Here is a 22,594-nt window from a genome sequence, read left to right as displayed (position 1 = left end):
TTACAGCATTGTGACCGAAATAATAGGAGGTTCCGAAAGGGGAATGCTAGAATTTGCAGTAACCCTATATCATAAAACAGAGTTGCATTAAGGCGTAATCTGTGTTAAATTGTATATAGATTTAGAATGAGTCTAAATACAATAACAAATAAATACACATCCCAGGAGGTTATTAGAATGAGTACACAAGTTAAAAGCCATACTGAATTGCATGCTGCCCTGAACCGTCAGACAGCGAACTGGACGCTGCTTGGAGTGAAGCTGCATCATTACCACTGGTATGTCGGCGGAGCACAATTCTTCACGCTGCATGAGAAATTTGAAGAGCTGTACAATGAAGCTGCCGGTTATGTGGATGAGCTGGCTGAACGTTTGCTCGCCATTGGCGGACAACCTGCTTCCACAATGACACAATATCTGGCTCTCTCCGGACTGAAGGAAGCAACCGGCGGCGAAAGCGCGAAGGAAATGGTAGCGCAGCTGGTTAAGGACTTCACTGCCGTAGCCGAAGAGCTGAAGCAGGCAATCTCTGCTGCCGAAGAGCTTAGCGACCAGCCTACGGCTGACCTGCTGATCGGTATTAGAACAAGCGTCGAGAAAACATCCTGGATGCTGAACGCTTACCTGGCTTAAACCGTAACAATAGTATATAAGAAGAGCGCCCGTGGTATCCGCACGGGCGCTCTTTGCAGTATGGCCGGTTATCCCGGCAGGTTTACTTGATAAATACTCCGCCAAACGGCAACGCCTCGCGCAGGAACCGTTTGATAATGCCGTCTTCATTATTATCCCGCTGAAAACGCCTGCTCTGGCGTCCGGCCTGGAACAGCACAGGCCCGTGGCCGGTCATCTTCCAGTGATAGCTCATATGCTGGCTGGCGAGATGATTGCCGTAGACCGTAAGCTCAAGCCGGGCATTCTCGGGATAGGCAATAATACTGCCGGCATCGACATACAACGGATCAAACGGGTCAAGCTCGGCTTCACAGACTGTGCCTTCTGTCAGAATGCCGATGCTGCCATGACCGGAGAATTTCACCTTGACGATATCCCGGGTAATCAGCATATTCTTCATATTCAATACTCTGGTCTGCATGGTGACTCCCTTGCTGTAGAAGAACAGATGCCTGAAATCATAGAGCAGATCGCTCTTGCCGTCGAGCTGCAGCGTCTTGACCCGGTAACCGGGCGGCAATGCAGCCACGAACCGGCAGGGGCCGGTGATATCCGAGCGGATCAGCTTTCGTTTGCGGTACATGCCCTTCACATCCATCAGCCGGTCCGCCCGTCCTGAAGAGGGGCCTTGATAGGCTATAATCTGCTGCGGATGGAGCACATGAACCTCTTCATTCTCTGCGACGGTAAAAGCAACGGCCTGTCCGCTGCCGCTGTCGCCTTCATCCTGGACATCAACATTCATTCCTTATGCTCCCCTCGTGCAGTGCTGTGTACATGCGCTTCTTCCTCCAGCCTTAACGCAGCCGGTCGCTTCTTCTGGAACGGTGGCGCATGGTGAAGCGCAGCAGCCGGATCAGCAGGAAATAACCCAGGATAAGAGCAAGTCCGGTGATTACCGTCACCTTGATCCGGTTATAGTAATTTTCCCGTGCCGTACGGTCATTCTTCAGTTCATCGACGACCTGGCTGAGCTGGCGGTTCTGTTCCTGCAGCGCGGCATTCTGGGCCTGGTAGGTCGCCATTTGCTGCAGAGACTGGTCCAGCTGGTCTTTTGTCTGCCCCAGCTCGTCCACTGCCGTTCCAAGCTCCGCCTTTGTTTTCTGCAGTTCCTCCGCCGTCTGCTGATAGCTCTCCTGCAGTTTGTTGACTTCACCGGGCAGCTCCGAGAAGCTCTGTAGTCCATTATATAAATCAGTGAAATAGTTGGCTTTGGCCGCAGGGATATCATAAGTGAAAGAAATCCCGAGCAGCAGCAAGGCCGACCCCAGCAGCTTTATCATATTTCTTGTTGCGCGTTTGTTCATTAATGATCACCACCTGTTATAGGCTTGTTGTATTCTTATTTTATCATAGCCGGTCCTGATTTGGGCAGTGCGGGCAGCTTTAGGCATAATTACCCTTCCTGTCTATGCAGGTAACCATATGTGTAATACAGTACAAATCATATGAAGGTTTCTATTATATTGAGTGTGCACATAAATTAACGTATACTTTGAACGGAAAGGAGCTGCTTCGAGTGAATAAATGGCTCAAAACGTTGTTGTTTCTGGCAGGTTCTGCACTGTTGACCCGGTTTATTCCGTTCTCATCCTTATTCCGTAATCTGGATACGATGTTTCACGAATTCGGCCATGCGCTGGTAACCCTGCTGCTCTCGGGGAGTGTGCTGCGGATAGAGCTGCATCCCGACCATAGCGGTGTAACCTATTCAGCGATTGCCGCAGGGGGGAGGGCAATTCTTGTATCGCTGGCCGGTTATCCTCTGGCTTCACTGTTCTCATTGCTGCTCTTCTATCTATATAGTAGAGACAAGCGGCAGTGGGGGCTGATTATGGCCAGCGGTGTTGCGCTGGTGATGCTGGTGCTCTATGTACGGGGCGGCTTTGGGATGATTTGGCTGAGCGGTTTTATTCTGCTGAATGCCGCTATGCTGTTCCTTTGGCCGAAGGTCAGCAAATATTATTATTTATTTCTTGCATTTCTGACTCTGGAGGAGTCCGTAATGGGGACGCTATTTTTGGTAACGGCTTCGGTACTGACGCCTTCCCGTGCGGGGGATGCAGCAAATTTGGCCAGATTAACGCCGCTGCCGGCTATATTGTGGGCACTGCTGTTCTTCCTCTTCTCGCTGCTATGTGCCAAGTGGGCGCTGGGCTTTTTTTTCAGGGAAGAAAAAAAAGCTAACCGGGCAAGAAGCCTATAATGCGCAAAACTGTGTTCGTCATATTTTGACAAAATAATAGACTTTCGCAAAGAGGCAATTACCTTTAGTGGTAGGTTGGCTCTTTTTTTGTCGATATTATAGGACCGAACATATATTCCATGACAAGGAGTTGTCCGCCATTATTGGTACATTAATAGAAGACCCAAAAAAAGAAAGAGGTGGAAATATGCAAGCAAGTATTCAGCCCATATTTACTTGGAGCCAGGATCGGATTTTAGCAGGAGGTGCGAAGAATATTATCCTGCTCGTGGAGTGGAAAGGAGTGTCACAAGGAGAGGAATTCCGCAAGAAAAGCCGAAAGGTTGTAGCCCGGGAAATTGAGCTGCGTGTATGGCTGGAAAGCCACGTTACGGTGACCGGATGCTACGGGTGTACAGCAGAAGAAGGAGAAGGACGCTCACTGCTGCTGAAGCTGGGCAAAATCCATTCCGGGCAACGCAGGTTTATTGCTTTGGAATTTACGATGTCAGGCATGCCTGCAGGCATACATGAGGCGCTTTGGCTGCAGTGGCAATACAGACAGCCCACGGTAGAACGTATACGTGAGCTGCCGCTCAAGAAGCTCGGAATGGAATATTCACATCATACGGATGTACTGGGCGCTCAGTGTTGTTTTCATGTTGAGAAGCATGTAGAACTGCTCAAAATGGAGGGATTATTAGCAGAAAGGGAAGTGGCCAGAGCCCAAAATCAGCAGCAGGTCTCCACGGAGAAGCTGCGGCGTCAGGCGGATAAATTGCTGCTGCTCGCTGCACGTTCCGGCGATATGCAGCTTGTAAAGGAAGCGGAAGCACTCTATAAGCAGCTTGAGGTGGAGATGACTCTCTTGGGAAAGGTTGTAACGAGATAAATGTAAGGAATGCAGCAGGGATACAATAGGCAGTGATCATACATATAGGTTAAAATTTGAATCCAATTCGCAGAAATAGATAACGAATCGTGTAATATATAAATGTGGTAATATAGTAAAATAGTTCTATTATATTTTCTTATCTCGGTTATTACATCCTTGGTTATAGATATATATAACTAGTTTATTTAAAAATAATGGGTCTATTTTACCATGAATCAAGGAGAACTGAAAATGACAGACCGATTAATCCGGCTGATGCGCATTATTACGCTAGTTCAAGCCAAACCGGGAATTCTGGCCCGTGAGCTGGCGGAACGATGCGGCAACAGTGAGAGAACGATTTACCGGGATATGGATGCGCTCAGTGCCATGCATATCCCCATTACCCATATGGGACACGGTAAGGGATATGCTTTTATCGGTAATTTTGCACTGTACCCTTTGGATTGGTCAGAAGAAGAAGCAGCCGCATTTTCACAGTTGCGCAGTATTATGACGGATATCAAACCTTTACTGCCCCCGGATTTCGAAGACGCCTATGAGAAAGTGATGGCCGCAGAATATAAGCAAAAGGCAGAAAGGGAAGAAACGATGGAGAGCGCGAAGAAGGAGGCGGGTCAGCATTGGATGGAGAGAAGCGGATCTCATGGAGATCAGCCATTCTATCTGACCGGCATTCTGGATGCCGTGATGAAGCAGCGCAGTATACAGGCGGACTACAGTGAGAATGCATACGAAGAAAAAGGTATCAAAATTGATCCCTACTGCCTGGTCCCGTTGGAGAATCGTTTTCATTTGATTGGGTTTTGTCATCGCTTCGGGATCATCCGCACCTTTCATATTAACGGGTTTTCCAGTGTGAAGCCGCTGGACAGCTGGTTCTCCAAGGATAAATTTGATTTACAGGCTTTTATGGAGCAGAAGTGGTCTCTGGACCAGGATAGTCTGCAGGTAGAATTCAAAGTCAAGTTCTCGGAACGGATGATGGAGAGGCTTAAGCATGAGGAGATGTTTGTGAAGCCCAGCAGGGTGGACCGCCAGAACCGCTGTCTGCATTTTAAGGTTGCGGTGGAGCAGGATATTGGCTTTGTTCACTGGATTATGAGATACGAGGAAGAAGCTGAGATTATGGAGCCGGTCTACTACCGGGAAGTTCTCAGAAATCAGCTCGAGAAATGGCTGTCGCTATACAAATAGCGCAGTTTTTCTTTTTATATATAGGTATTTACACAGGTTGGGCATGTAATTATTCATACCAAAACACTCGTGTTAGTTATATGTGCAAATTTTCCTTGTCTAGTCGGGGTATATATAGTAAGTTATACATTAAATAACAACAATGTGTATTTAAGCGGATTATTGTAACGTGTCATGTCAGGTATTCGTTAATATATCTAACTTTTTAAATATATTTTCTATCCTGTCATTTGACCTTTGTTCAATTTTTAAGTAGAAGAGAGGTAGAGATTTGATCCAGCCCATTCTAAAAATTGAAAATTTGCACACCCACTTTTTTACCGACCGCGGTGAAGTTCCTGCAGTTGACGGTGTTGATTTGTACATTAATCCGGGTGAGGTTCTGGGTGTGGTAGGCGAATCCGGCTGTGGTAAAAGCGTAACCTCCCTGTCCATTCTGAAGCTGGTTCCGGATCCCCCGGGAAAAATCGTGGGCGGACGTATCCTGCTGAAGGGCCGTGATCTTGTCCCGCTTAAAGAGAAAGAGATGCGTAAGATCCGCGGTGACTCGGTCTCGATGATTTTTCAGGAACCGATGACTTCGCTCAATCCGCTGTTCACGGTCGGACAGCAAATTATAGAAACCGTACGCCTGCACCGCGGCCTCTCCAAGAAGGAGGCCCGGGAGCACGCTGTAGAGATGCTCCGCAAGGTTGGCATTCCCCGGCCGGAGGCCATTATTGATGAATATCCGCATCAGCTGTCGGGAGGCATGCGCCAGCGTGTAATGATCGCCATGTCCATTTCCTGCAGTCCGGAGCTGCTGATTGCCGATGAGCCGACGACTGCGCTTGATGTAACGATTCAGGCACAGATTCTGGATCTGATCCGCCGGCTTAACGAAGAACAGGGTACCGCAGTTATGCTGATTACCCATGATCTTGGTGTTGTAGCGGAGATGTGCCACCGTGTTGCGGTTATGTATGCCGGCAAGGTAGTGGAGGAAGGCAGCGTACGTGATATTTTCAAGAATCCGCTGCATCCGTATACCCGGGGGCTGATCGAATCGGTACCGCGGATGGATGAAACCAGAGAACGACTGTATTCAATTCCGGGCAATGTGCCGATTCTCAGCAAAGAAATGCAGGGCTGCCGGTTCGCGCCGCGCTGCCCTGATGTCATGGATATCTGTCGTCAAAGTCTTCCGAAGCTTACGCTCCAGGAGGAACAGCACAGCTGCAGATGCTGGCTGCATGAAAGTCAACAGGAGGATGCGGTATGAGTGAGAGCCTGCTAGAGGTCAAGGGCCTTAAGAAGTATTATCCGATCAACAAAGGGTTCTTCAATCGCGCGCAGGGTTATGTCAAGGCTGTGGACGATATCTCCTTCTCGGTAAGCAAAGGTGAGACCTTTGGCCTGGTTGGAGAGAGCGGCTGCGGTAAATCCACAACCGGCCGTGCCTTGCTTCGGCTGATTGAGCCCACGGCGGGAGAGGTTTGGTTCGAAGGTCAGGATATCACGAAGCTATCTATAGAGGAGATGCGGAGGCGGCGCCGGGAGATGCAGATTGTTTTCCAGGACCCGTTCTCATCCTTAGATCCGCGCAATACCGTACAGCGTATTCTTGAAGAGCCGATGATCGTGCACGGAGTAGGCGATGCCAAGCAGCGCCGGGCCGAAGTAGAACGGCTTGCGGATGTAGTCGGGCTGGCTAAAGCGCATTTGCAGCGTTACCCGCATCAGTTCTCCGGCGGACAACGCCAGCGGATCGGGATTGCCAGAGCACTGGCGCTCCAGCCGAAGCTGATTATCGCCGATGAGCCTGTATCTGCACTGGATGTATCGATCCAGTCACAGGTCATTAACCTGATGCAGGATTTACAGAAGGAATTCGGATTGACCTATATCTTCATCGCCCATGATCTCAGCGTGGTGAAGCATATCTGCGACCGTGTTGCCGTCATGTATCTGGGACGGATTGTTGAAGTCACTGATAAGCATAAGCTCTATGCCGATCCGCAGCATCCCTATACGCAGGCGCTGCTGTCCGCAGTTCCTGAGCCCGATCCTGATATCCGCAAGGAACGGATCATTCTGCAGGGTGAGGTGCCGAGTCCGGCGAATGCGCCGGTCGGATGTGCTTTTAATACACGTTGTCCCAGGGTGATGGAGGTATGCCGTAATGTCAGACCGCCGCTGCAGGAGACAGGGGCCGGACATTTGACCGCGTGCCATCTGTATGATGAGGAAGTCCGTTCCCGGCTGGCCTAATGAAAGAAGGAAGAATTCAATACCGCTCTCTATGCATTGGCCCTGATATATGGCAGCGCTTTGGCGCAGCTCCATATAAACGCTTTAATACTTTTAATGAGAGAAGGGAGTTTTCTAGAGATGAAGAAGTGGAGTAGTCTTGCACTGGCAGTAACGCTGGGGGCGGTATTAACATTAAGCGGCTGCGGGGGTAACAATAACAACGCAAGCACAGAAGCGACTGCAGGCACGAATGCAGCGGCGACCACCGCACCGGAGAGCTCACCTGAAACATCGGCTAACACGCAGGATACACTGATCCTCGGACGAGGCGGCGATTCCGCATCACTGGATCCGGCCATTGTAACAGACGGCGAATCCCTGAAGATTGCCCACCAGGTATTCGATTCCCTGCTGGAATACAAACCGGGTACCTCTGAAGTACAGGCTTCACTTGCTGACAGCTGGGAAGTTTCAGCTGACGGTCTGACTTATACCTTCAAGCTGCACCCGGGCGTGAAGTTCCATGACGGAACAGATTTCAACGCTGAAGCTGTAGTGTTCAACTTCACACGCTGGAGTGATCCGGCAAGTGAGTTCAAGTTCGAAGGCGATTCCTTTGACTACTATGACTCGATGTTCGGTCCGGACGGCAGCCGTGTAATCAAAGAGGTTAAGGCTGTAGACGCCACTACGGTAAAGTTCACACTCAACCAGCCGCAGGCACCGTTCCTGCAGAATATCGCTATGACCTCCTTCGGGATTGCCAGCCCTGCTGCCATCCAGGAGAAGAAGGAGAACTTCAAGAACGAGCCGGTAGGCACAGGACCTTTCGTGTTCACGGAGTGGAAGCATAATGATTCCATTACACTGGACAAGAACCCGAACTACTGGAAAGAAGGCCTTCCTAAGCTGAACAAAGTAATCGTCCGCTCCATTCCGGACAACTCGGCACGCTTCAATGCCCTGCAGAACGGCGAGATCGATCTAATGGAGGATTTAAGCCCGGATGATCTGTCCACACTTGAAGGCAATACTGAGCTGCAGAAGATTGAGCGCCCGCCGTTCAATGTAGCGTACCTCGGCTTCAACTTTAAGAAGAAACCTTTTGATAATGTGAAAGTAAGACAGGCGCTGAACTATGCGGTGAACAAACAGGCAATCATCGATGCATTCTTCTCAGGCCAGGCTACTGCAGCGGTTAACCCGATGCCGCCTTCACTGTGGGGCTACAACGATGCTGTGCAGGATTATGATTATGATCTGGACAAAGCAAAGGCACTGCTGGCGGAAGCTGGTTACCCTGACGGCCTGCCGGATACAGTAACCCTCTATGCTATGCCGGTATCCCGGCCTTACATGCCAGACGGCAAGAAGGTTGCGGAAGCCATTCAGGCGGACTGGGAGAAAATCGGTGTGAAGACGGTTATTGAATCTCCGGAATGGGCGACTTATCTGGATGACACCAAAGCCGGCGAGAAGGATGATATCTACATGCTCGGCTGGACCGGCGATAATGGTGACCCGGATAACTTCCTGTATACGCTGCTCGATAAGGATGCTATCCCCGGCAATAACCGTACCTTCTATGTGAATGAAGATCTGCACACGATCCTGATCAATGCCCAGAAGGAAACGGATCAGGCGAAACGCTCCGACCTGTACAAACAGGCTCAGGAGATCATCAAAGCGGATGCACCGTGGATTCCGCTTGTGCACACTACACCGCTGCTGGCTGCGAAGGCCAATCTGAAAGGATTCGTTCCAGGCCCTACAGGTACGGAATATTACAGCGAAATTTACTTCGAATAGTATGCTCCATAAGCATTTCCTTGCCGCCGCATGCCGGGCGGCAAGTTATGCTTAAGGACCACTGGAAGGTGAGCCAACTTGAACTCCTACCTATTAAAACGTGTCATGGTTTTATTTCCTGTGCTGATCGGAATGACGATTATCGTCTTCTCCATTATTCATGCCATTCCGGGTGATCCGGCAGAAACCATTCTGGGCCAAAAGGCAACCGAGCAGTCCAAACAGGCGCTGCGCGAGCAGCTTGGTCTCGACAAACCATGGCTGCAGCAATACTTCAACTATATGGGCGATTTGGTGCAGGGCGATCTGGGAACCTCGATCCGGACCAAAACACCGATTGCCAAAGAGATTATGCCTTATCTGGCGGCAACGCTGGAGCTTACGGCAGCAAGTATGCTGTTCGCTACGATTGTAGGAGTGAACGCCGGTATTCTAAGTGCCTGGCGGCAGAATTCCTGGTTTGATTATACCGCGATGATTATAGCGCTCATTGGCGTGTCCATGCCGATCTTCTGGCTGGGGCTGATGGAGCAGATGTTATTCGCGCTGAAGCTGCACTGGCTGCCCTCGATAGGCAGAATGGATCAGCGGAATCCAGTGGAGAGTATAACCAATCTGTATGTGATCGACACGATACTGGCAGGAGACTGGCGCCAGCTGTGGACGGTCATTAAGCATCTGATCCTGCCAAGCATAGCACTGGGCACCATTCCGATGGCAATTATTGCCCGGATGACCCGTTCGAGCATGCTGGAGGTCATGAACTCCGACTATATCCGTACGGCAAAGGCCAAAGGATTGTCGCAATTCCTTGTCGTATATAAGCATGCACTTAAGAATGCGCTGATTCCCGTGCTGACCGTAGTAGGTCTGCAGACAGGTGCGCTTCTCGGCGGTGCGGTGCTGACAGAGACAATCTTTGCCTGGCCGGGCGTGGGAAGATATATATTTGAGGCGATCAGCTCACGCGACTATCCGGTAATCCAGACCGGTATCCTGATCATTGCTTTTATCTTCGTATTCATTAATCTGCTGGTGGATCTGCTCTATGCCGTCATTGATCCGCGCATCAACTACAAGTGAGGGGTGAACCTATGGGACAGGCATCAATTCAAGTAACGCCCCCGGCTGTACCTGCTGACAAGGTTTCCGGGCCTTGGCGGGATGCGTGGAAGGCTTTCCGCAAGAATAAGACAGCGATGCTCGGCCTTGGCATCATTGTGTTTTTTGTGCTGATTGCCCTGCTGGCACCCTTCATCGCGCCTTACGGCTTCAAGGAGCAGGAGCTGGTCAACCGGCTCAAGGCGCCGTCCGCTGACCACTGGTTCGGTACAGATGATCTGGGCAGAGATATGTTCACCCGTATTCTATACGGTGCCCGGATATCTCTCTGGGTGGGCTTCTTCTCGGTTATCGGTTCCATTGTTGTCGGTACGTTTCTGGGGATTCTTGCGGGATTCTACGGCAAATGGATCGATATGCTGATCTCCCGCATGTTCGATATTCTGCTGGCCTTCCCGAGTATTCTGCTGGCTATTGCCATCGTAGCCATTCTGGGGCCTTCGCTGCAGAATGCGCTATATGCCATCGCCATAGTTAATATCCCTACCTATGGCCGGCTGGTAAGGGCCAAGGTACTCTCTCTGAAATCGGAGGAGTACATTACGGCAGCCCGGGCGATCGGAATGACGAATAACCGCATTCTGCTGACCCATATTCTGCCGAACAGCTTAACGCCGATTATCGTGCAAGGGACACTTGGCATCGCCACTGCGATTATTGAGGCAGCTGCACTTGGTTTCCTGGGACTCGGCGCACAGCCGCCCGATCCGGAATGGGGCAAGATGCTCTCGGATTCACGGCAGTTCATTCAGAAGGCACCCTGGACGGTTATTTTCCCGGGGCTGTCCATTATGCTGACCGTGCTAGGCTTCAACCTGGTAGGGGACGGCCTGCGCGACGTGCTTGACCCGCGGATGAAGAATTAACTTCTGTTCACTGATAGCCCTGCAGGCCTTTGGCTTGTAAGGGCTATTTTTTCTGAGTAGCTATACTTACAGCTGGAATTATCACTTGTTCATATCAATAATAACTAAATATAATCAAACATAATCAAAACGTATAGTAAAACCAAAAAAGATGTGCTAGAATAGCACCAAAATATATAAGATACATACATGGGAGGAATGGAAATGTTCAAGAAGCTGGGGTTAGTGTTAGTGGCGGGATTGGTAGCGGCGGGATTGTCTGCTGCACCTGGTGAACAGGCACAGGCAGCTAAGAAAACTGAAATTATTATATCTGCAGCAGCCAGCCTGCAGGACAGTCTCGACAAGATTGCCGTGACTTACGAGAAACAGCATCCCGGTATTGATCTTGTTTTTAACTACGGTGCTTCCGGTACGCTGCAAAAGCAGATTGAACAAGGCGCTCCGGCTGATCTGTTCTTCTCTGCAGGAGACAAACAGATGACTGCCCTGGTAGATGGCGGGCTCATTAGTGATAATACGGAACTGCTGAAGAATCAGCTGGTTCTCGTGGTGCCTTCTGATTCGAAGACTTCCATTACTACAATCACCCAGCTTACCGATAAAGCGTTCAAGAAGGTGGCTGTCGGCCAGCCGGAATCCGTGCCGGCCGGGCAATATGCGCAGCAGTCATTGACGGCTAAGAAGGTATGGGATACGCTGCAGAGCAAGCTGGTCTTTGCCAAGGATGTCCGTCAGGTATTGTCTTATGTGGAAACAGGCAATGCAGATGCCGGCTTCGTCTACAAGACAGACGCGCTTACGTCGAACAAAGTGAAGATTGCCCTGACAGTGGGCGGACATGTGCACAAGGCCATTAATTATCCGGTAGGCATTGTTAAGGAGTCCCCGCATCAGGCGGAGGCCAAGGCATTCTACGATTATGTACAGACAACAGCGGCGGACGCGGTATTTACAAGCTACGGCTTTCAATTAGCACAATAATAACTACTATATAAATGGGGTGAGAAGAGATGGAGATCAATTGGACCGATTTTTTCGCCCCGGTCTGGCTTTCGGTCAAGATTTCAGTGATTACCAGCATTATAGTGTTCTTACTGGCTACGCTCGCAGCCAAGAAGATGGCAGGGCGGAGGTTCTTCGGACACAGCCTGGTTGAAACGGTCCTGCTGCTTCCGCTGGTTCTGCCGCCGACGGTTGTCGGCTTCGTCCTGCTGGTGATCCTCGGCCGGCGGAGCTGGATTGGCAGGCTGTATGAGCAGTTCACCGAGCATACCATTCTGTTTACCTGGGGCGCGGCAGTCATTGCCGCAGTAGTGGTTGCTTTCCCCTTGGTATACAGGACAGTCAAGGCGGGCTTTGAAGGGGTGGAGAAGGATCTTGAGGATGCCGCTCGGGCGCAGGGAGCCAGCGAGCTTCAGGTCCTGCGCTATGTAACCCTTCCGCTGGCCAGCCGTTCACTGGCCGCAGGTTACGTGCTCGGGTTTGCCCGCGGGCTGGGCGAATTCGGCGCAACGATTATGGTAGCGGGGAACATCCCCGGACGTACCCAGACGGTGCCGACCGCAATCTATGTAGCGGTTGACGGCGGCAACATGACGCTGGCCTGGATGTGGGTATGCTCAATCATTGTCATCTCGGCCCTTATGCTGATGTTTGTTAACCGCCGATCCTGACGGAGTGTAAGCTAAATTACCCCCGGCATCACCAGAAATTCTGGAGATACCGGGGGTTTATCATTGGGGCATTCCCATACCCATTCTGCGGTAATCGGAAGGGGATACGCCGGTCTCTTTCTTGAAGATCCGGTTAAAGGACCGGTAATTCTCAAAACCGATAGATTCGGAAATTTCGAATGTCTTATGATCCGTGGTAAGCAGCAGCAGCTTTGCCTTTTCAATCCGCAGACGGGACAGGTATTGAATGAAGCTTTCGCCTACTGCTTTTTTGAACATGGAGCTGAAATAAGGCACACTGTAATTAATCGAAGCTGCCAGCTCCTCCAGCTTATAGGGATAGCTGAGGTCTTCGCGCATATGCTGAATGATTCTTGTAATCGAAGCATCGATCTTCCGGCCGCCCTCCTGAAGCTGCTGAAGCTTGCGGAAATAATCACAGGTCGCCTCGTGTACGGAGTTGAAGGTTTGGCACAGCTCCATTTTTTTACGCAGGTCCGCTTCGAGATCCGCACCGCCCTCTGCTCCAATAACGTTATGGCTCATATCCAGGAAGACTCTCAAATATAAGGATTTGATCTGCTCCGGGTCCCAGGATTGCTCCATAGCCTGGCGGTATAAGGAGAGGCGCTCCTGCTCCAGTGCAGCCGTGTTCAAATGCGGCTCCAGCAGTGCTTTCTTGAGTACCTTGCTCCAGAATCGGCTAAGGGGCTCCGGAATCCGCTGGAAACGGGCGATCTGTTCCCAATCCTCAATAGCAATGCTATCGCCAAAGCGGTAAAAGAAAGGATAGGGGGCAGAAGCCAGCCGTTTCAGTGCCTCAGGCCGGGCCTTCAGTCCCTGGCCGAAGCTGCACTGCAGGGCAATGCAGCTCATTTTGAGATTGGCGGCAAAGGAATCCAGCACCTGTTCCGGGAAATTGGGGCGCATAGCCTTTGACGTATCGGTGTATATGGCGAGAAAACGTCCCTTGTCGAGCGCGATGACTTTATTCGGGCCTATGCCGGCCAGCAGCTCCTTGAGTACGTTGACTCCGGCGAATTGCCACAGCTTCAGCTCTTCAAGCTGATCGATCGGGAAGCGAAGGGAATTCCTGTCCAGCTCCAGCAGCAATACCTTGAAGCTTTGTTCGTGAAGCGGGAGCTGAGCGTCCTCCAGACTGCGCAGCCATTTGGCTTCTGCCGCCGGATTCAGCAGCATATCCAGAAAGAGGCTCTGCTCAATCTCCACCTCGCTGAGGCGGACCTGCTGTTCCAGCTGGAGATGCTTTTCCCGGGTTTCATCAAGTGAGTTCACCTGGGAGGCCAGCTCCTCCATCGTCCGGGTCAACAGGCCGGGATCAGAAAGACAGTCATCTTTAATGAGATAGGCTGCAGCCTTCAGATGAATGGCCTGCTGGGCATAATGGAAATCCTGGTGGCAGGTAAGGATGATGATCTGCGGAGGACGTTCTCCGCTTTTCTCAATTTCACTTAGCATCTCAAGCCCATTCATGCCCGGCATGGTGATATCGGTTACGACAAGCTCCGGCTTGTGCTTCAGGAACAATTCCAGTCCGTCCCGGCCGTCTTCGGCTTCGCCGACCAGCGTGAACAAATCGGTACGCTCTTCAATGAAATGCCGGAATACCGTTCTTGCCGGAATTTCGTCCTCCACGAGCACAACTCTATAGGGATTCATGAGGCTCCTCCTTTACAAGAACATTCTCAGACGGCAGCATAATACGGATCGTCAGCCCTTCACCCGGAGCACTGGAGAGCAGAATTTGCGCGTCCCCTCCGAACAGCAGCTTCATCCGCAGCCATACATTCTGCAGCCCGATGTTCTCCGTGGACTCTTCATGGAGCAGATGGAGCTGCAGCTTCTTCAGTTCGGCTTCCGCAAGGCCAATCCCGTCGTCAGTAATCTCAAGGATGATATAGTTCTTCCCGGTATCGGTGAAGACCCGTATACTGATATGCCCTTCCGGCGTTTTACGCGGAAGAATCCCATGGAACACAGAATTTTCGATCAGCGGCTGGAGGCTCAGCTTCGGAATCTGCATACTCTGCAGCGGCTCCTCGATGCTTGACTCCAGCCGGATTTGACATTTATACCGCATATTGAGCAGCCCCACATAATCCGCCAAGTAATCAAGCTCCTGCCGAAGCTGCACGGTCTGCTCGAAATTCTCCATAGAGTACCGCAGCAGCGCGACCAGCCGGCCCATCAGCGAATTGATCTTCTCATAATCCTTCATCATGGCGAACATCCGGATGGTATTTAAGGTATTGTACATGAAATGGGGATTAATCTGCGATTGCAGCGCTCTAATCTCCAGCTTGCGCTTCAGGTCCTCCGAATCATGCAAATCTGCCAGCAGATCCTGAATGCGGACAGCCATCGTATTAAGCATCCGGCCCAGATCTCCGATTTCATTATTGGCAAAATGAGTGACCCGGGCCTCGAAATGCCCTTTCTTAAGCGCATCGACCTGCCGCTTCACGGCTTGCAGCGGCCGGTATAACTGATACCCGAACCCGACAACGCATAGTGCCCCCAGCACCGCAAGAATGACCAGGAAATAAGTTACGGTCCGCCGGATAATGTCTGCGCTGGCGGTAAGCTCCTTGGACGGAATCTCCGAGACCACGATCCAGTTGTCGTAGGTGGAGGTCTGTTTGACTGAGACAATGGAAGAGCCGGCTGCGAATTGATCGGGGCGGTTCAGCTCTTTCCAGTGCTTGAGAATACCCTGTACACGCCGGGTATCCTCGGCTTTCTCAAGCTTGCTGGTTGTAGCAATCGTCAGCCCGTCTTCGGTCAACAGCGAAATGGAGCCCTCGCTCCCGAGCTGAATATTCTCGATCTGCCGCTGGTATTGGTTATTGCTCATGGAGATCAGCAGCACTCCCTTCAAGTCCTCATACAAGTCGAAGGGAACCCGTGAGATATAATAGGTGGAAGAGTCCAGAATCGCAAGTTCCGGCAAAGAGTGCTTATCCAGAAAAATATTAGGTTTCCCCGAGGCCAAATACGTTTCAATCAGCGGCCGGTAAGGGGAATCCGCAAGGGCAGCCGGAGCCTCCGTAGAAGAGAGCACTTCCCCTGTAATAGCTGAATAGACCTGCAGCCCCTCTACATTCCCGATAATCGCCGAGGCGCTGCTGAGCACGGAGATCAGGTCCTTTTTGCGGACAACCTCTTCAAAATATTGGGCCGACGGTGAAACCAGCGCGCCCTGAATCGACGAAATACGTGAGTATTGCTCGCTTAATTCCCTCAGCCGGGTCATGGTTAATTCAATCCGGTCTACGACCTGATTGACAAGCTGGGCATTCAGACGGTTCACCTGTTTCTCAACGGTTGTGGTGGATACGCTTACAGAGATAATAGACAATACAATCAGCGGAATCACGGAGATGGCGAACATGACGAGAATCATCTTGATATAGAAGCTCCGCCGCAAAAAGCTGAAAAATGGTGAACTCATAGGAACCCCTTCCGTTAACCGGTTTTAGACGCTGGATGCTGGATAGGCTATCCTATAAAGATTATAGTACATTGGAGAATAAGGAGAAACACAGATCCGAGGGAATCTTAAGAATGGTGACACTTTGGCTCGAATCCGGCATGTTCACTACCTGCGGTGTCTTCTATAATCCAAAGTGTAAGAACAATGTAAACGCACTCAATACAAGCGAATGGGGGATAACAATGAATTTTACAAGAAAGCTTGTACCGCTTATGGCATCAGCAGCATTAATGGCAACAGCCCTGGCAGGCTGCTCCGGTAACAACAATTCTGCAGCAGGCAGCGCAGCGTCACCGGATGGAAGCGCACAGACAGAGACTGGCGGCAAGCCGGCCAGCATCAAAGCGATGACGATCCTCTTCGGCAATCCGCCGGAGATGGGCAGCAATAAAGCGCTGGAGGATCTGGAGAAACGCGGCAACGTCGATCTGGATGTGACCTTCGTACCCTCCGAGGCATACACCGATAAGCTCTCCGTAGCCGTATCGGCAGGCGATTCCTATGATCTGCTGCTCATGGATGGCGGAAAGGACGACAAATTCAACAACCTGGTGAAGATGGGCGCGTTCCATGATCTGACGCTTTATCTGGAGAAGACGGAGAATATCAGCCAGATCGATGATGTCGTCTGGGATGGAATCAAGATTGACGGCAAGGTATACGGAGTTCCCCGGCCGCGGGGCCTGTACGGCGGAGGGGAAGCTAATATCCTGATCCGTAAGGACTGGCTGGACAAGTACAATCTGGCTGTGCCAAAAACGATGGATGAGCTGACGAATGCACTTGCTGTATTCAAGGAGAAGGATCCGGCGGGCGGAGGCAAAACCATTCCGTTTACGATCTATGGTTCAGACGGAGTCAACAGTCCCGGACCATTCTCAGGTGTGCTTCCGATTCAGTTTGCCTTCGGCATTCCTAATGTGTGGAAGCTGGACGGCGGGAATGCTGTGCGCGATTTCCAGACTCCCGAATACAAGGCATTTCTGGAGTGGCTGAGAGATTCCTGGAGCAAAGGCCTGATTGACAAGGATGCGCCGGTGCTCAAGAATCAGGGCCAGGCACGGAGCAAGTTCCTGGCAGGCACGGCGGGTGCTTTTGTGGGGAATGTCAGCGATCTGGGAGAGGCCAATGTGGAGAAGCTGAAGCAGACAGATCCGAATGCTGAAATTGCCATTGTCGACGTGCTCGAAGGGGCAGACGGACACAAAGGTGCCGCTGTACTCGGCGGATACTACGGGCTGTGGGTCATTCCAAGCTCCGTACCGGAAGACGAGGTTCAGCAGATTGTTGATTTCCTTGATTTCACCGCCTCCGAGGAGAATATAGCGTTCTCCAAAGCGGGAGTTACCGGCATTCACTCCAGTGACTTCAAAGATGGTGTTGCTGTGCAGACTGAAGAGCAGAAGAAGCAATACGACCTGGATAAGCCGAGCCAATTCGTGCTGGAGAACCGGGTAGATCCATATGTATACGCCAGCTCCAAGGAGCCGGAGATTCTGGCGCAGCAAAAGGCGACGCTGGATATTATCAGCAAGATCGGTGTTGAGAATCCGTTCCTCAGCTACAACTCACAGTTCGCCAGCAAGAATCCGGACAGCTACAAAAAAATGAGCGCCGTGATGACGAAATATGTGCTGGGTGAAGGCACCTGGGAAGATGTGCAGAAGGAGATTGATACCTGGACTAATGGTGCAGGTATGCAGATAGCCAAGGAACTGCTGGATCAGTATAATGCAGCGCACTGAATAAGACACCCATAAATATACACAGAGGCAAAGGAGGGGGCTTCCCCTTTCTTTTGCCCATGGATAAGGAGGTTTAGCCTGTGCAGAGAACTTTGCGCCCTAAACGGTTTAATCAATTATGGCCTTTCTATTTACTGGCGGCACCTGGCATTCTCTATTTTCTGATTTTTCATTATATCCCGATGTCAGGACTCATTCTGGCCTTCAAGGAGTACAGCCCGTTCAAAGGCATTATGGACAGCCCGTGGGTGGGGCTGGATAATTTCAGACAGTTTTTCGGAACCTCCGATTTCTATATTTTGCTGAAAAATACACTGCTGATCAGTCTGTTGAACCTGATCATTTATTTTCCGTTTACGATCCTCCTGTCGTTACTCCTGAATGAAGTGCGGCTCAAAGTGTTCAAACGGGTATCGCAGACGATCGTCTATCTGCCCCATTTCCTGTCCTGGGTCGTCATTTACGGGATTACGATTTCATTCTTCGGGCCTTCAGGCGTCATTAATCATTATCTCAGCCAGTGGTTTGACGGCAATGCCAATTTCCTGGTGAGCAATGAATGGTTCCGGCCGCTGGTCATCTTCCAGTCCATCTGGAAGGATGCAGGCTGGGGGACAATTATCTTCCTGGCGGCACTGGCAGGAATCAACCCGGAGCAGTACGAAGCGGCCAAAGTGGATGGAGCGAGCCGGCTGCAGAGCATCTGGCATATTACCCTCCCCGGCATCAAGAGCACGATTGTTATACTGCTGCTGCTCCGTCTGGGCTCCTCTATGGACTCCAACTTCATGCAGATCTTCCTGATGACCAACAGCCTCAACCTGGATGTCTCCAATGTGTTCGATCTGTTCGTCTACCATATCGGTCTGGAGCAATTCAATTACAGCTTCGCGATTACCGTAGGCATGTTCAAATCCGTTGCCAGTCTGATCCTTGTAGTCGGGGCCAATTATGCGGCAAAGCTGCTTGGCGAAGAAGGCATATTCTAGAACAAGAACAGGAGTGGAGACGTTATGAAGCTCAAGGCAACATGGTTTGACACCATTATTGTAGTTATTATCTGCTTAATCAGTCTGCTGGTTATTCTGCCTTTTCTATACATTATCGCGGTATCCTTCAGTCCGCCCGGAGATTCAATGGCCGGGAATTTCTTCATCTGGCCCAAGCACTGGACGCTGGATGCTTACAGCTATCTGCTGAATGCGAATACGTTCCTGACCTCGGTCAAGAACTCCGTGATTATCACGGTAATGGGTACGCTGCTTAGCCTGTTTGTATCGATTACCCTGGCCTATGCCTTATCCAAGAAGTTTCTGCCCGGCCGCCGCATCATGCTGCTGATTATTTTCTTCACCATGATCTTTCACGGCGGTATGATTCCCAGTTATCTGGTGGTCAAAAATCTGGGTCTGATCGATTCCTACTGGGCAGTGGTGCTTCCGGCGGCTTCCAGTGCTTTTAATATCATGGTCATCCGCTCGTTCTTCCAGAGCCTGCCGGAAAGTCTGGATGAAGCGGCAAGAATTGACGGGGCAGGAGAGTTCAGAATTCTGTATTCGGTCGTGCTTCCGCTGTCCAAACCGATCATCGCCACGTTTACGCTGTTCTTCATGGTGCAGTTCTGGAATGAGTTCTTCTCAGCGGTCATCTATCTGAATGATACATCGCGCTGGCCGATTCAACCGCTCCTGCGGCAGATGGTGGCGATCAGCGCCTCCAATATTTCGGCAGAGGCTGCAGTTGACGCACAGCTTGCGGCCAACCTTGGACCCAATGTCCAGAATGCGGCGATATTGCTCGCCATGCTGCCTATTGTAATCGTGTATCCGTTCCTGCAGAAGTATTTTGCCAAGGGAGCCATGCTGGGTTCGATCAAGGAATAGACGCGGATGAGATCCGTTAAACCAATAAAGGTGAGGGTTCAAATGACGATTGGATATAAAGACTTGCGCCATAATCCTATATATACAAAGCCGCAGCTGTCGGATGAAGAATTCCTCGGCACCATGCTGGACTTGAGCAGACCTGAGCTTGCCGGTGTGGCCGCACAGCTGAAGACAGGTGATGTCCCGGCTGCACGGAATGCCTATCTGGAGGTCATTGCAGCAGGTAACAACGGGAGATATTACTTTGAAGTGAAGGATGTTCCCAAGCTTCAGGCGTATGCCGCAAGCTACTACGGCCATGAGGAGGAAGCGCAGCAGACAATCGCTGAGGCAGACCGGATCGTGGAAGGGGATATCCCGCTATTTAAAGGGAAAAGAGTGGTCTTTCCGCGTGGAACCTATGACTGGAACAGCTGGCTGTATGACAGCTCACAGTATCAGCTGCATCTGACCCGGTTCGTATATGTGAAGCATCTGTCCAGAGCTTATGCGCTGACCGGTGATGAGAAATACGCCAAATGCTTCAATGACATGATCAGCGACTTCATCGATGATAATAGGATGCCTGTCGATGATACGTTCCGTTCCGAGCATTCGACCTGGGACCCGCTGTCTGTCGGGGTGCGGCTGTTTATGCTGCCGGAAGCCTTCATTATCTTCTTCAGCTCACCTGCGTTTGAACCTGCGGTTAAGCTGAAGCTGATCAAGTCCTTCCAGGAGCACGGGCAGTATGTGCGCAAATATCATGCCAGCGGCGGCAACCATGTCTGCATGCAGCTGCGGGGGCTGATCCAGACGGCGCTGCTCCTGCCGGAGCTGAAGGATTCCGCGGAATGGCTGGAGTACGGGCTGCGTGAGCTGCCGGGATATATCCGCCAGAACGTATATGCGGATGGGGTACAGTTCGAAGGCAGTCCGAATTATCATCTGATCGTGATGCGCGATCTGTATGAACTGGTGGCACTGTTCCATAAGCTTGGAATTGACGCCGGGGAGTATCGCGACACCTTGGAGAAAATGTTCACCGTGACGATGCATCTGCTGGCCCCCGACGGACAGCTGGTCAAATTCGGCGATACGGATGTGCAGGTGGTCAGTGAGCTGCGCAATGTCATGAGTCTGGGCGCTTATCTGTATCAGCGCGGCGATTTCAAAGCGCTGGGGCATGAGCGGCTGCCGTTCTCGCTGCTCTGGAGAATAGGGCCGGAAGCGGTGCAGCAATATGAGCAGCTGAAGGCGAAGCAGCCTGCCGAAACGGCAGCCTGCTTCCCGATTGGAGGTTACATTACCTCCAGGCAGGGCTGGAGCCGGGAAGACATGTACATGGCGATGCGTGCAGGGGTTGGAGTCGGCGGACATGCCCATTCGGATGCGCTGAGCCTGGTGCTCTACGCCGGAGGGCGCGAGCTGCTGGCGGATTCAGGCATGGGATTGTTCGAGTGGAACAAGGAGCGTAAATATACGGTATCCACCCGGGCCCATAATACCGTAGTGGTGGATGGCCAGGACCAGCATGTCCGCAGCTTTCACTGGAATACGCCGACGACGGCAGCCTGCAGAATCTGGGACGTCCAGTCCAGTGCAGCCTATGACTACAGCTTCGCGAGCCATTACGGCTATACCCGTTACGATGATCCGGTCATCCATTCCCGCAAGGTGCTGTTCATCAGGAACAGCTACTGGCTGATTGTGGATCTGTTTGAAGCGGAGGAACAGCACCGTTATGAGCAGTACTTCCATCTGCCTACAGGCGGAGCGGGATATGACTGCCGCAGCGGTGAAGTATCCACTCAGCTGGAGGGGGCTAATCTGCTGCTGCTGCATCTGCCGGCCGGCCACGCTGAGGACCAGCTGATGCTTGAACCGGGCCTGATTTTCAAGCAGGGGGAGTATACTGAGAGTCCGGTGGTGAAGCGTTCATTAACTGTGGCGGGGAGGACGGCAATCGTAACGCTTGCCGTTCCGTTCGGAACGGAGAAACCTAAGGTGACCATTGAGCCCCTGCCTGCACGGATGAACGGAAAAGAGCTATCTGCCGAAGAGGCAACGGCCCTGCGTATTATAATGGGAGATCGAGTGGATGAAATCTGCTTATACCATAATAGTGTAAAGGTAGCGGGCTACCTCGATCACACCGGCAATATCATTACCGAAGCGCTGCTGCCCCGCAAGGAAGAGCCGGCAGGCTTGGAGTTTGCCGGGGGGAGCTATAGCCGGGATGTTATTGTGATCACGGAATCCAAATCATAGCGGTTTGAAAAGAACAACGTCCATCCTGTACCGGGGTGGGCGTTGTTTTAGTTGTAAATATAAGAATTTACGGTTAAGTGCTCCTTCGAAAGGGAGAGCTTAAAGGAGTGGGAGGGTTGAGAGAAGGAAGGGCGCAATACCTTCACAGTAGCTACAATGTATTCGAAATTTCGCATATATTGGGTCTGGTTACCATCAAAGTAGCTCAATGTATTCGGTTTTTCGCATACATTGGGTCTGGTTACCTTCACAGTAGCTCAATGTATTTGGTTTTTCGCATACAATTGGTCTGGATACCTTCCAGTAGCTCAATGTATTCGATATTTCGCATACATTGGGTCTCTATACCTTCACAGTAGCTCATTGTATTCGATATTTCGAATACAATTGGTCTGGACGAGCCAATCAAGAGCATAAAAGCTCTTGATTCCGCCCGAAGTAGGCGAATTCCGCCCGAAGTGGGCTGGACAAGTACCTGGTCGCCTGCTGGAGAGAACGCAAGTGTGCATAAGCCTTTAAGCCCGGCACAACGTTTCCCTTTC

Annotated in this window: 19 protein-coding genes; 15 read left to right on the top strand and 4 right to left on the bottom strand. The window is 51.2% G+C overall.

What is annotated here, in order from left to right:
• The first annotated feature begins 177 nt into the window (after positions 1-177).
• Entirely contained in the window at positions 178-633 is a 456-nt protein-coding gene (locus tag NSU14_RS26540; protein ID WP_340947807.1) for a Dps family protein, read from the top strand.
• Positions 634-715: 82 nt separating this feature from the next.
• Here the strand turns inward: NSU14_RS26540 and NSU14_RS26535 are convergent, their stop codons facing one another.
• Together NSU14_RS26535 and NSU14_RS26530 are read right to left on the bottom strand one after the other, a co-directional pair.
• On the bottom strand, positions 716-1,420 hold the full coding sequence (locus tag NSU14_RS26535; protein WP_042133978.1) for an AIM24 family protein: 705 nt from the start codon (positions 1,418-1,420) through the stop codon (positions 716-718).
• A gap of 52 nt (positions 1,421-1,472) precedes the next feature.
• Positions 1,473-1,982 (bottom strand): hypothetical protein, encoded by a 510-nt coding sequence (locus tag NSU14_RS26530; protein ID WP_042133980.1) that lies wholly within the window; start codon positions 1,980-1,982, stop codon positions 1,473-1,475.
• Between the two features lie 212 nt (positions 1,983-2,194).
• Between NSU14_RS26530 and NSU14_RS26525 the strand changes: the two genes are divergently transcribed.
• From NSU14_RS26525 to modB, 10 genes are all read left to right on the top strand, one after another.
• Positions 2,195-2,881 carry a M50 family metallopeptidase gene (locus tag NSU14_RS26525; RefSeq protein ID WP_042133981.1) on the top strand — a complete coding sequence of 229 codons (687 nt, stop codon included), beginning with the start codon at positions 2,195-2,197 and terminating at the stop codon, positions 2,879-2,881.
• A gap of 187 nt (positions 2,882-3,068) precedes the next feature.
• Entirely contained in the window at positions 3,069-3,752 is a 684-nt protein-coding gene (locus tag NSU14_RS26520; RefSeq protein ID WP_042133982.1) for a hypothetical protein, read from the top strand.
• 234 nt (positions 3,753-3,986) lie between these two features.
• Complete coding sequence (locus NSU14_RS26515; protein WP_076247430.1) at positions 3,987-4,952, top strand: helix-turn-helix transcriptional regulator; 966 nt, start codon at positions 3,987-3,989, stop codon at positions 4,950-4,952.
• 271 nt (positions 4,953-5,223) lie between these two features.
• Positions 5,224-6,213, top strand: a complete 990-nt coding sequence (locus NSU14_RS26510; RefSeq protein ID WP_340947805.1) for an ABC transporter ATP-binding protein — start codon at positions 5,224-5,226, stop codon at positions 6,211-6,213.
• A complete protein-coding gene (locus tag NSU14_RS26505) occupies positions 6,210-7,202 on the top strand; it encodes an ABC transporter ATP-binding protein (RefSeq protein ID WP_336101736.1) in 993 nt (330 codons plus the stop codon). The genes NSU14_RS26510 and NSU14_RS26505 overlap by 4 nt, the downstream gene beginning before the upstream one ends.
• Before the next feature lie 120 nt (positions 7,203-7,322).
• Entirely contained in the window at positions 7,323-8,993 is a 1,671-nt protein-coding gene (locus tag NSU14_RS26500) for an ABC transporter substrate-binding protein (RefSeq protein ID WP_340947804.1), read from the top strand.
• 78 nt (positions 8,994-9,071) lie between these two features.
• Positions 9,072-10,076, top strand: a complete 1,005-nt coding sequence (locus tag NSU14_RS26495; RefSeq protein ID WP_042133990.1) for an ABC transporter permease — start codon at positions 9,072-9,074, stop codon at positions 10,074-10,076.
• Positions 10,077-10,087: 11 nt separating this feature from the next.
• Positions 10,088-10,981: a nickel transporter permease gene (nikC, locus tag NSU14_RS26490; protein WP_042133992.1), complete on the top strand. Its 894-nt coding sequence runs from the start codon at positions 10,088-10,090 to the stop codon at positions 10,979-10,981.
• A 204-nt stretch (positions 10,982-11,185) separates the two neighbouring features.
• Positions 11,186-11,965 (top strand): molybdate ABC transporter substrate-binding protein, encoded by a 780-nt coding sequence (gene modA, locus NSU14_RS26485; RefSeq protein ID WP_336101172.1) that lies wholly within the window; start codon positions 11,186-11,188, stop codon positions 11,963-11,965.
• A 29-nt stretch (positions 11,966-11,994) separates the two neighbouring features.
• Positions 11,995-12,657 (top strand): molybdate ABC transporter permease subunit, encoded by a 663-nt coding sequence (gene modB / locus NSU14_RS26480; protein WP_042133997.1) that lies wholly within the window; start codon positions 11,995-11,997, stop codon positions 12,655-12,657.
• Positions 12,658-12,717: 60 nt separating this feature from the next.
• Here modB and NSU14_RS26475 read toward each other — a convergent pair whose 3' ends face one another.
• The gene (locus NSU14_RS26475) at positions 12,718-14,337 is read right to left on the bottom strand and encodes a helix-turn-helix domain-containing protein (RefSeq protein WP_076247436.1); all 1,620 of its coding nucleotides are present in this window, start codon (positions 14,335-14,337) and stop codon (positions 12,718-12,720) included.
• Positions 14,324-16,129, bottom strand: coding sequence for a sensor histidine kinase (locus NSU14_RS26470; RefSeq protein WP_042134001.1), 1,806 nt, complete (start codon positions 16,127-16,129; stop codon positions 14,324-14,326). Before NSU14_RS26470 ends, NSU14_RS26475 begins: the two co-directional genes overlap by 14 nt.
• A 224-nt stretch (positions 16,130-16,353) precedes the next feature.
• Here NSU14_RS26470 and NSU14_RS26465 point away from each other — a divergent pair, with 224 nt between their 5' ends.
• The 4 genes from NSU14_RS26465 (at position 16,354) to NSU14_RS26450 (ending at position 22,052) form a co-directional block, all read left to right on the top strand.
• Positions 16,354-17,916: an extracellular solute-binding protein gene (locus tag NSU14_RS26465; RefSeq protein WP_340947803.1), complete on the top strand. Its 1,563-nt coding sequence runs from the start codon at positions 16,354-16,356 to the stop codon at positions 17,914-17,916.
• 80 nt (positions 17,917-17,996) lie between these two features.
• Positions 17,997-18,905: an ABC transporter permease gene (locus NSU14_RS26460; RefSeq protein ID WP_340947802.1), complete on the top strand. Its 909-nt coding sequence runs from the start codon at positions 17,997-17,999 to the stop codon at positions 18,903-18,905.
• A 24-nt stretch (positions 18,906-18,929) separates the two neighbouring features.
• Positions 18,930-19,799 carry a carbohydrate ABC transporter permease gene (locus NSU14_RS26455; RefSeq protein WP_042134005.1) on the top strand — a complete coding sequence of 290 codons (870 nt, stop codon included), beginning with the start codon at positions 18,930-18,932 and terminating at the stop codon, positions 19,797-19,799.
• Positions 19,800-19,841: 42 nt separating this feature from the next.
• On the top strand, positions 19,842-22,052 hold the full coding sequence (locus tag NSU14_RS26450; protein ID WP_340947799.1) for an alginate lyase family protein: 2,211 nt from the start codon (positions 19,842-19,844) through the stop codon (positions 22,050-22,052).
• Positions 22,053-22,594 lie beyond the last annotated feature (542 nt).

This window comes from Paenibacillus sp. FSL R10-2771 (assembly GCF_038000205.1).
In the GTDB taxonomy this organism is placed as follows: Bacteria; Bacillota; Bacilli; order Paenibacillales; family Paenibacillaceae; genus Paenibacillus_AQ; species Paenibacillus_AQ phytohabitans.
This window is presented reverse-complemented; position numbering and strand designations above follow the sequence as displayed.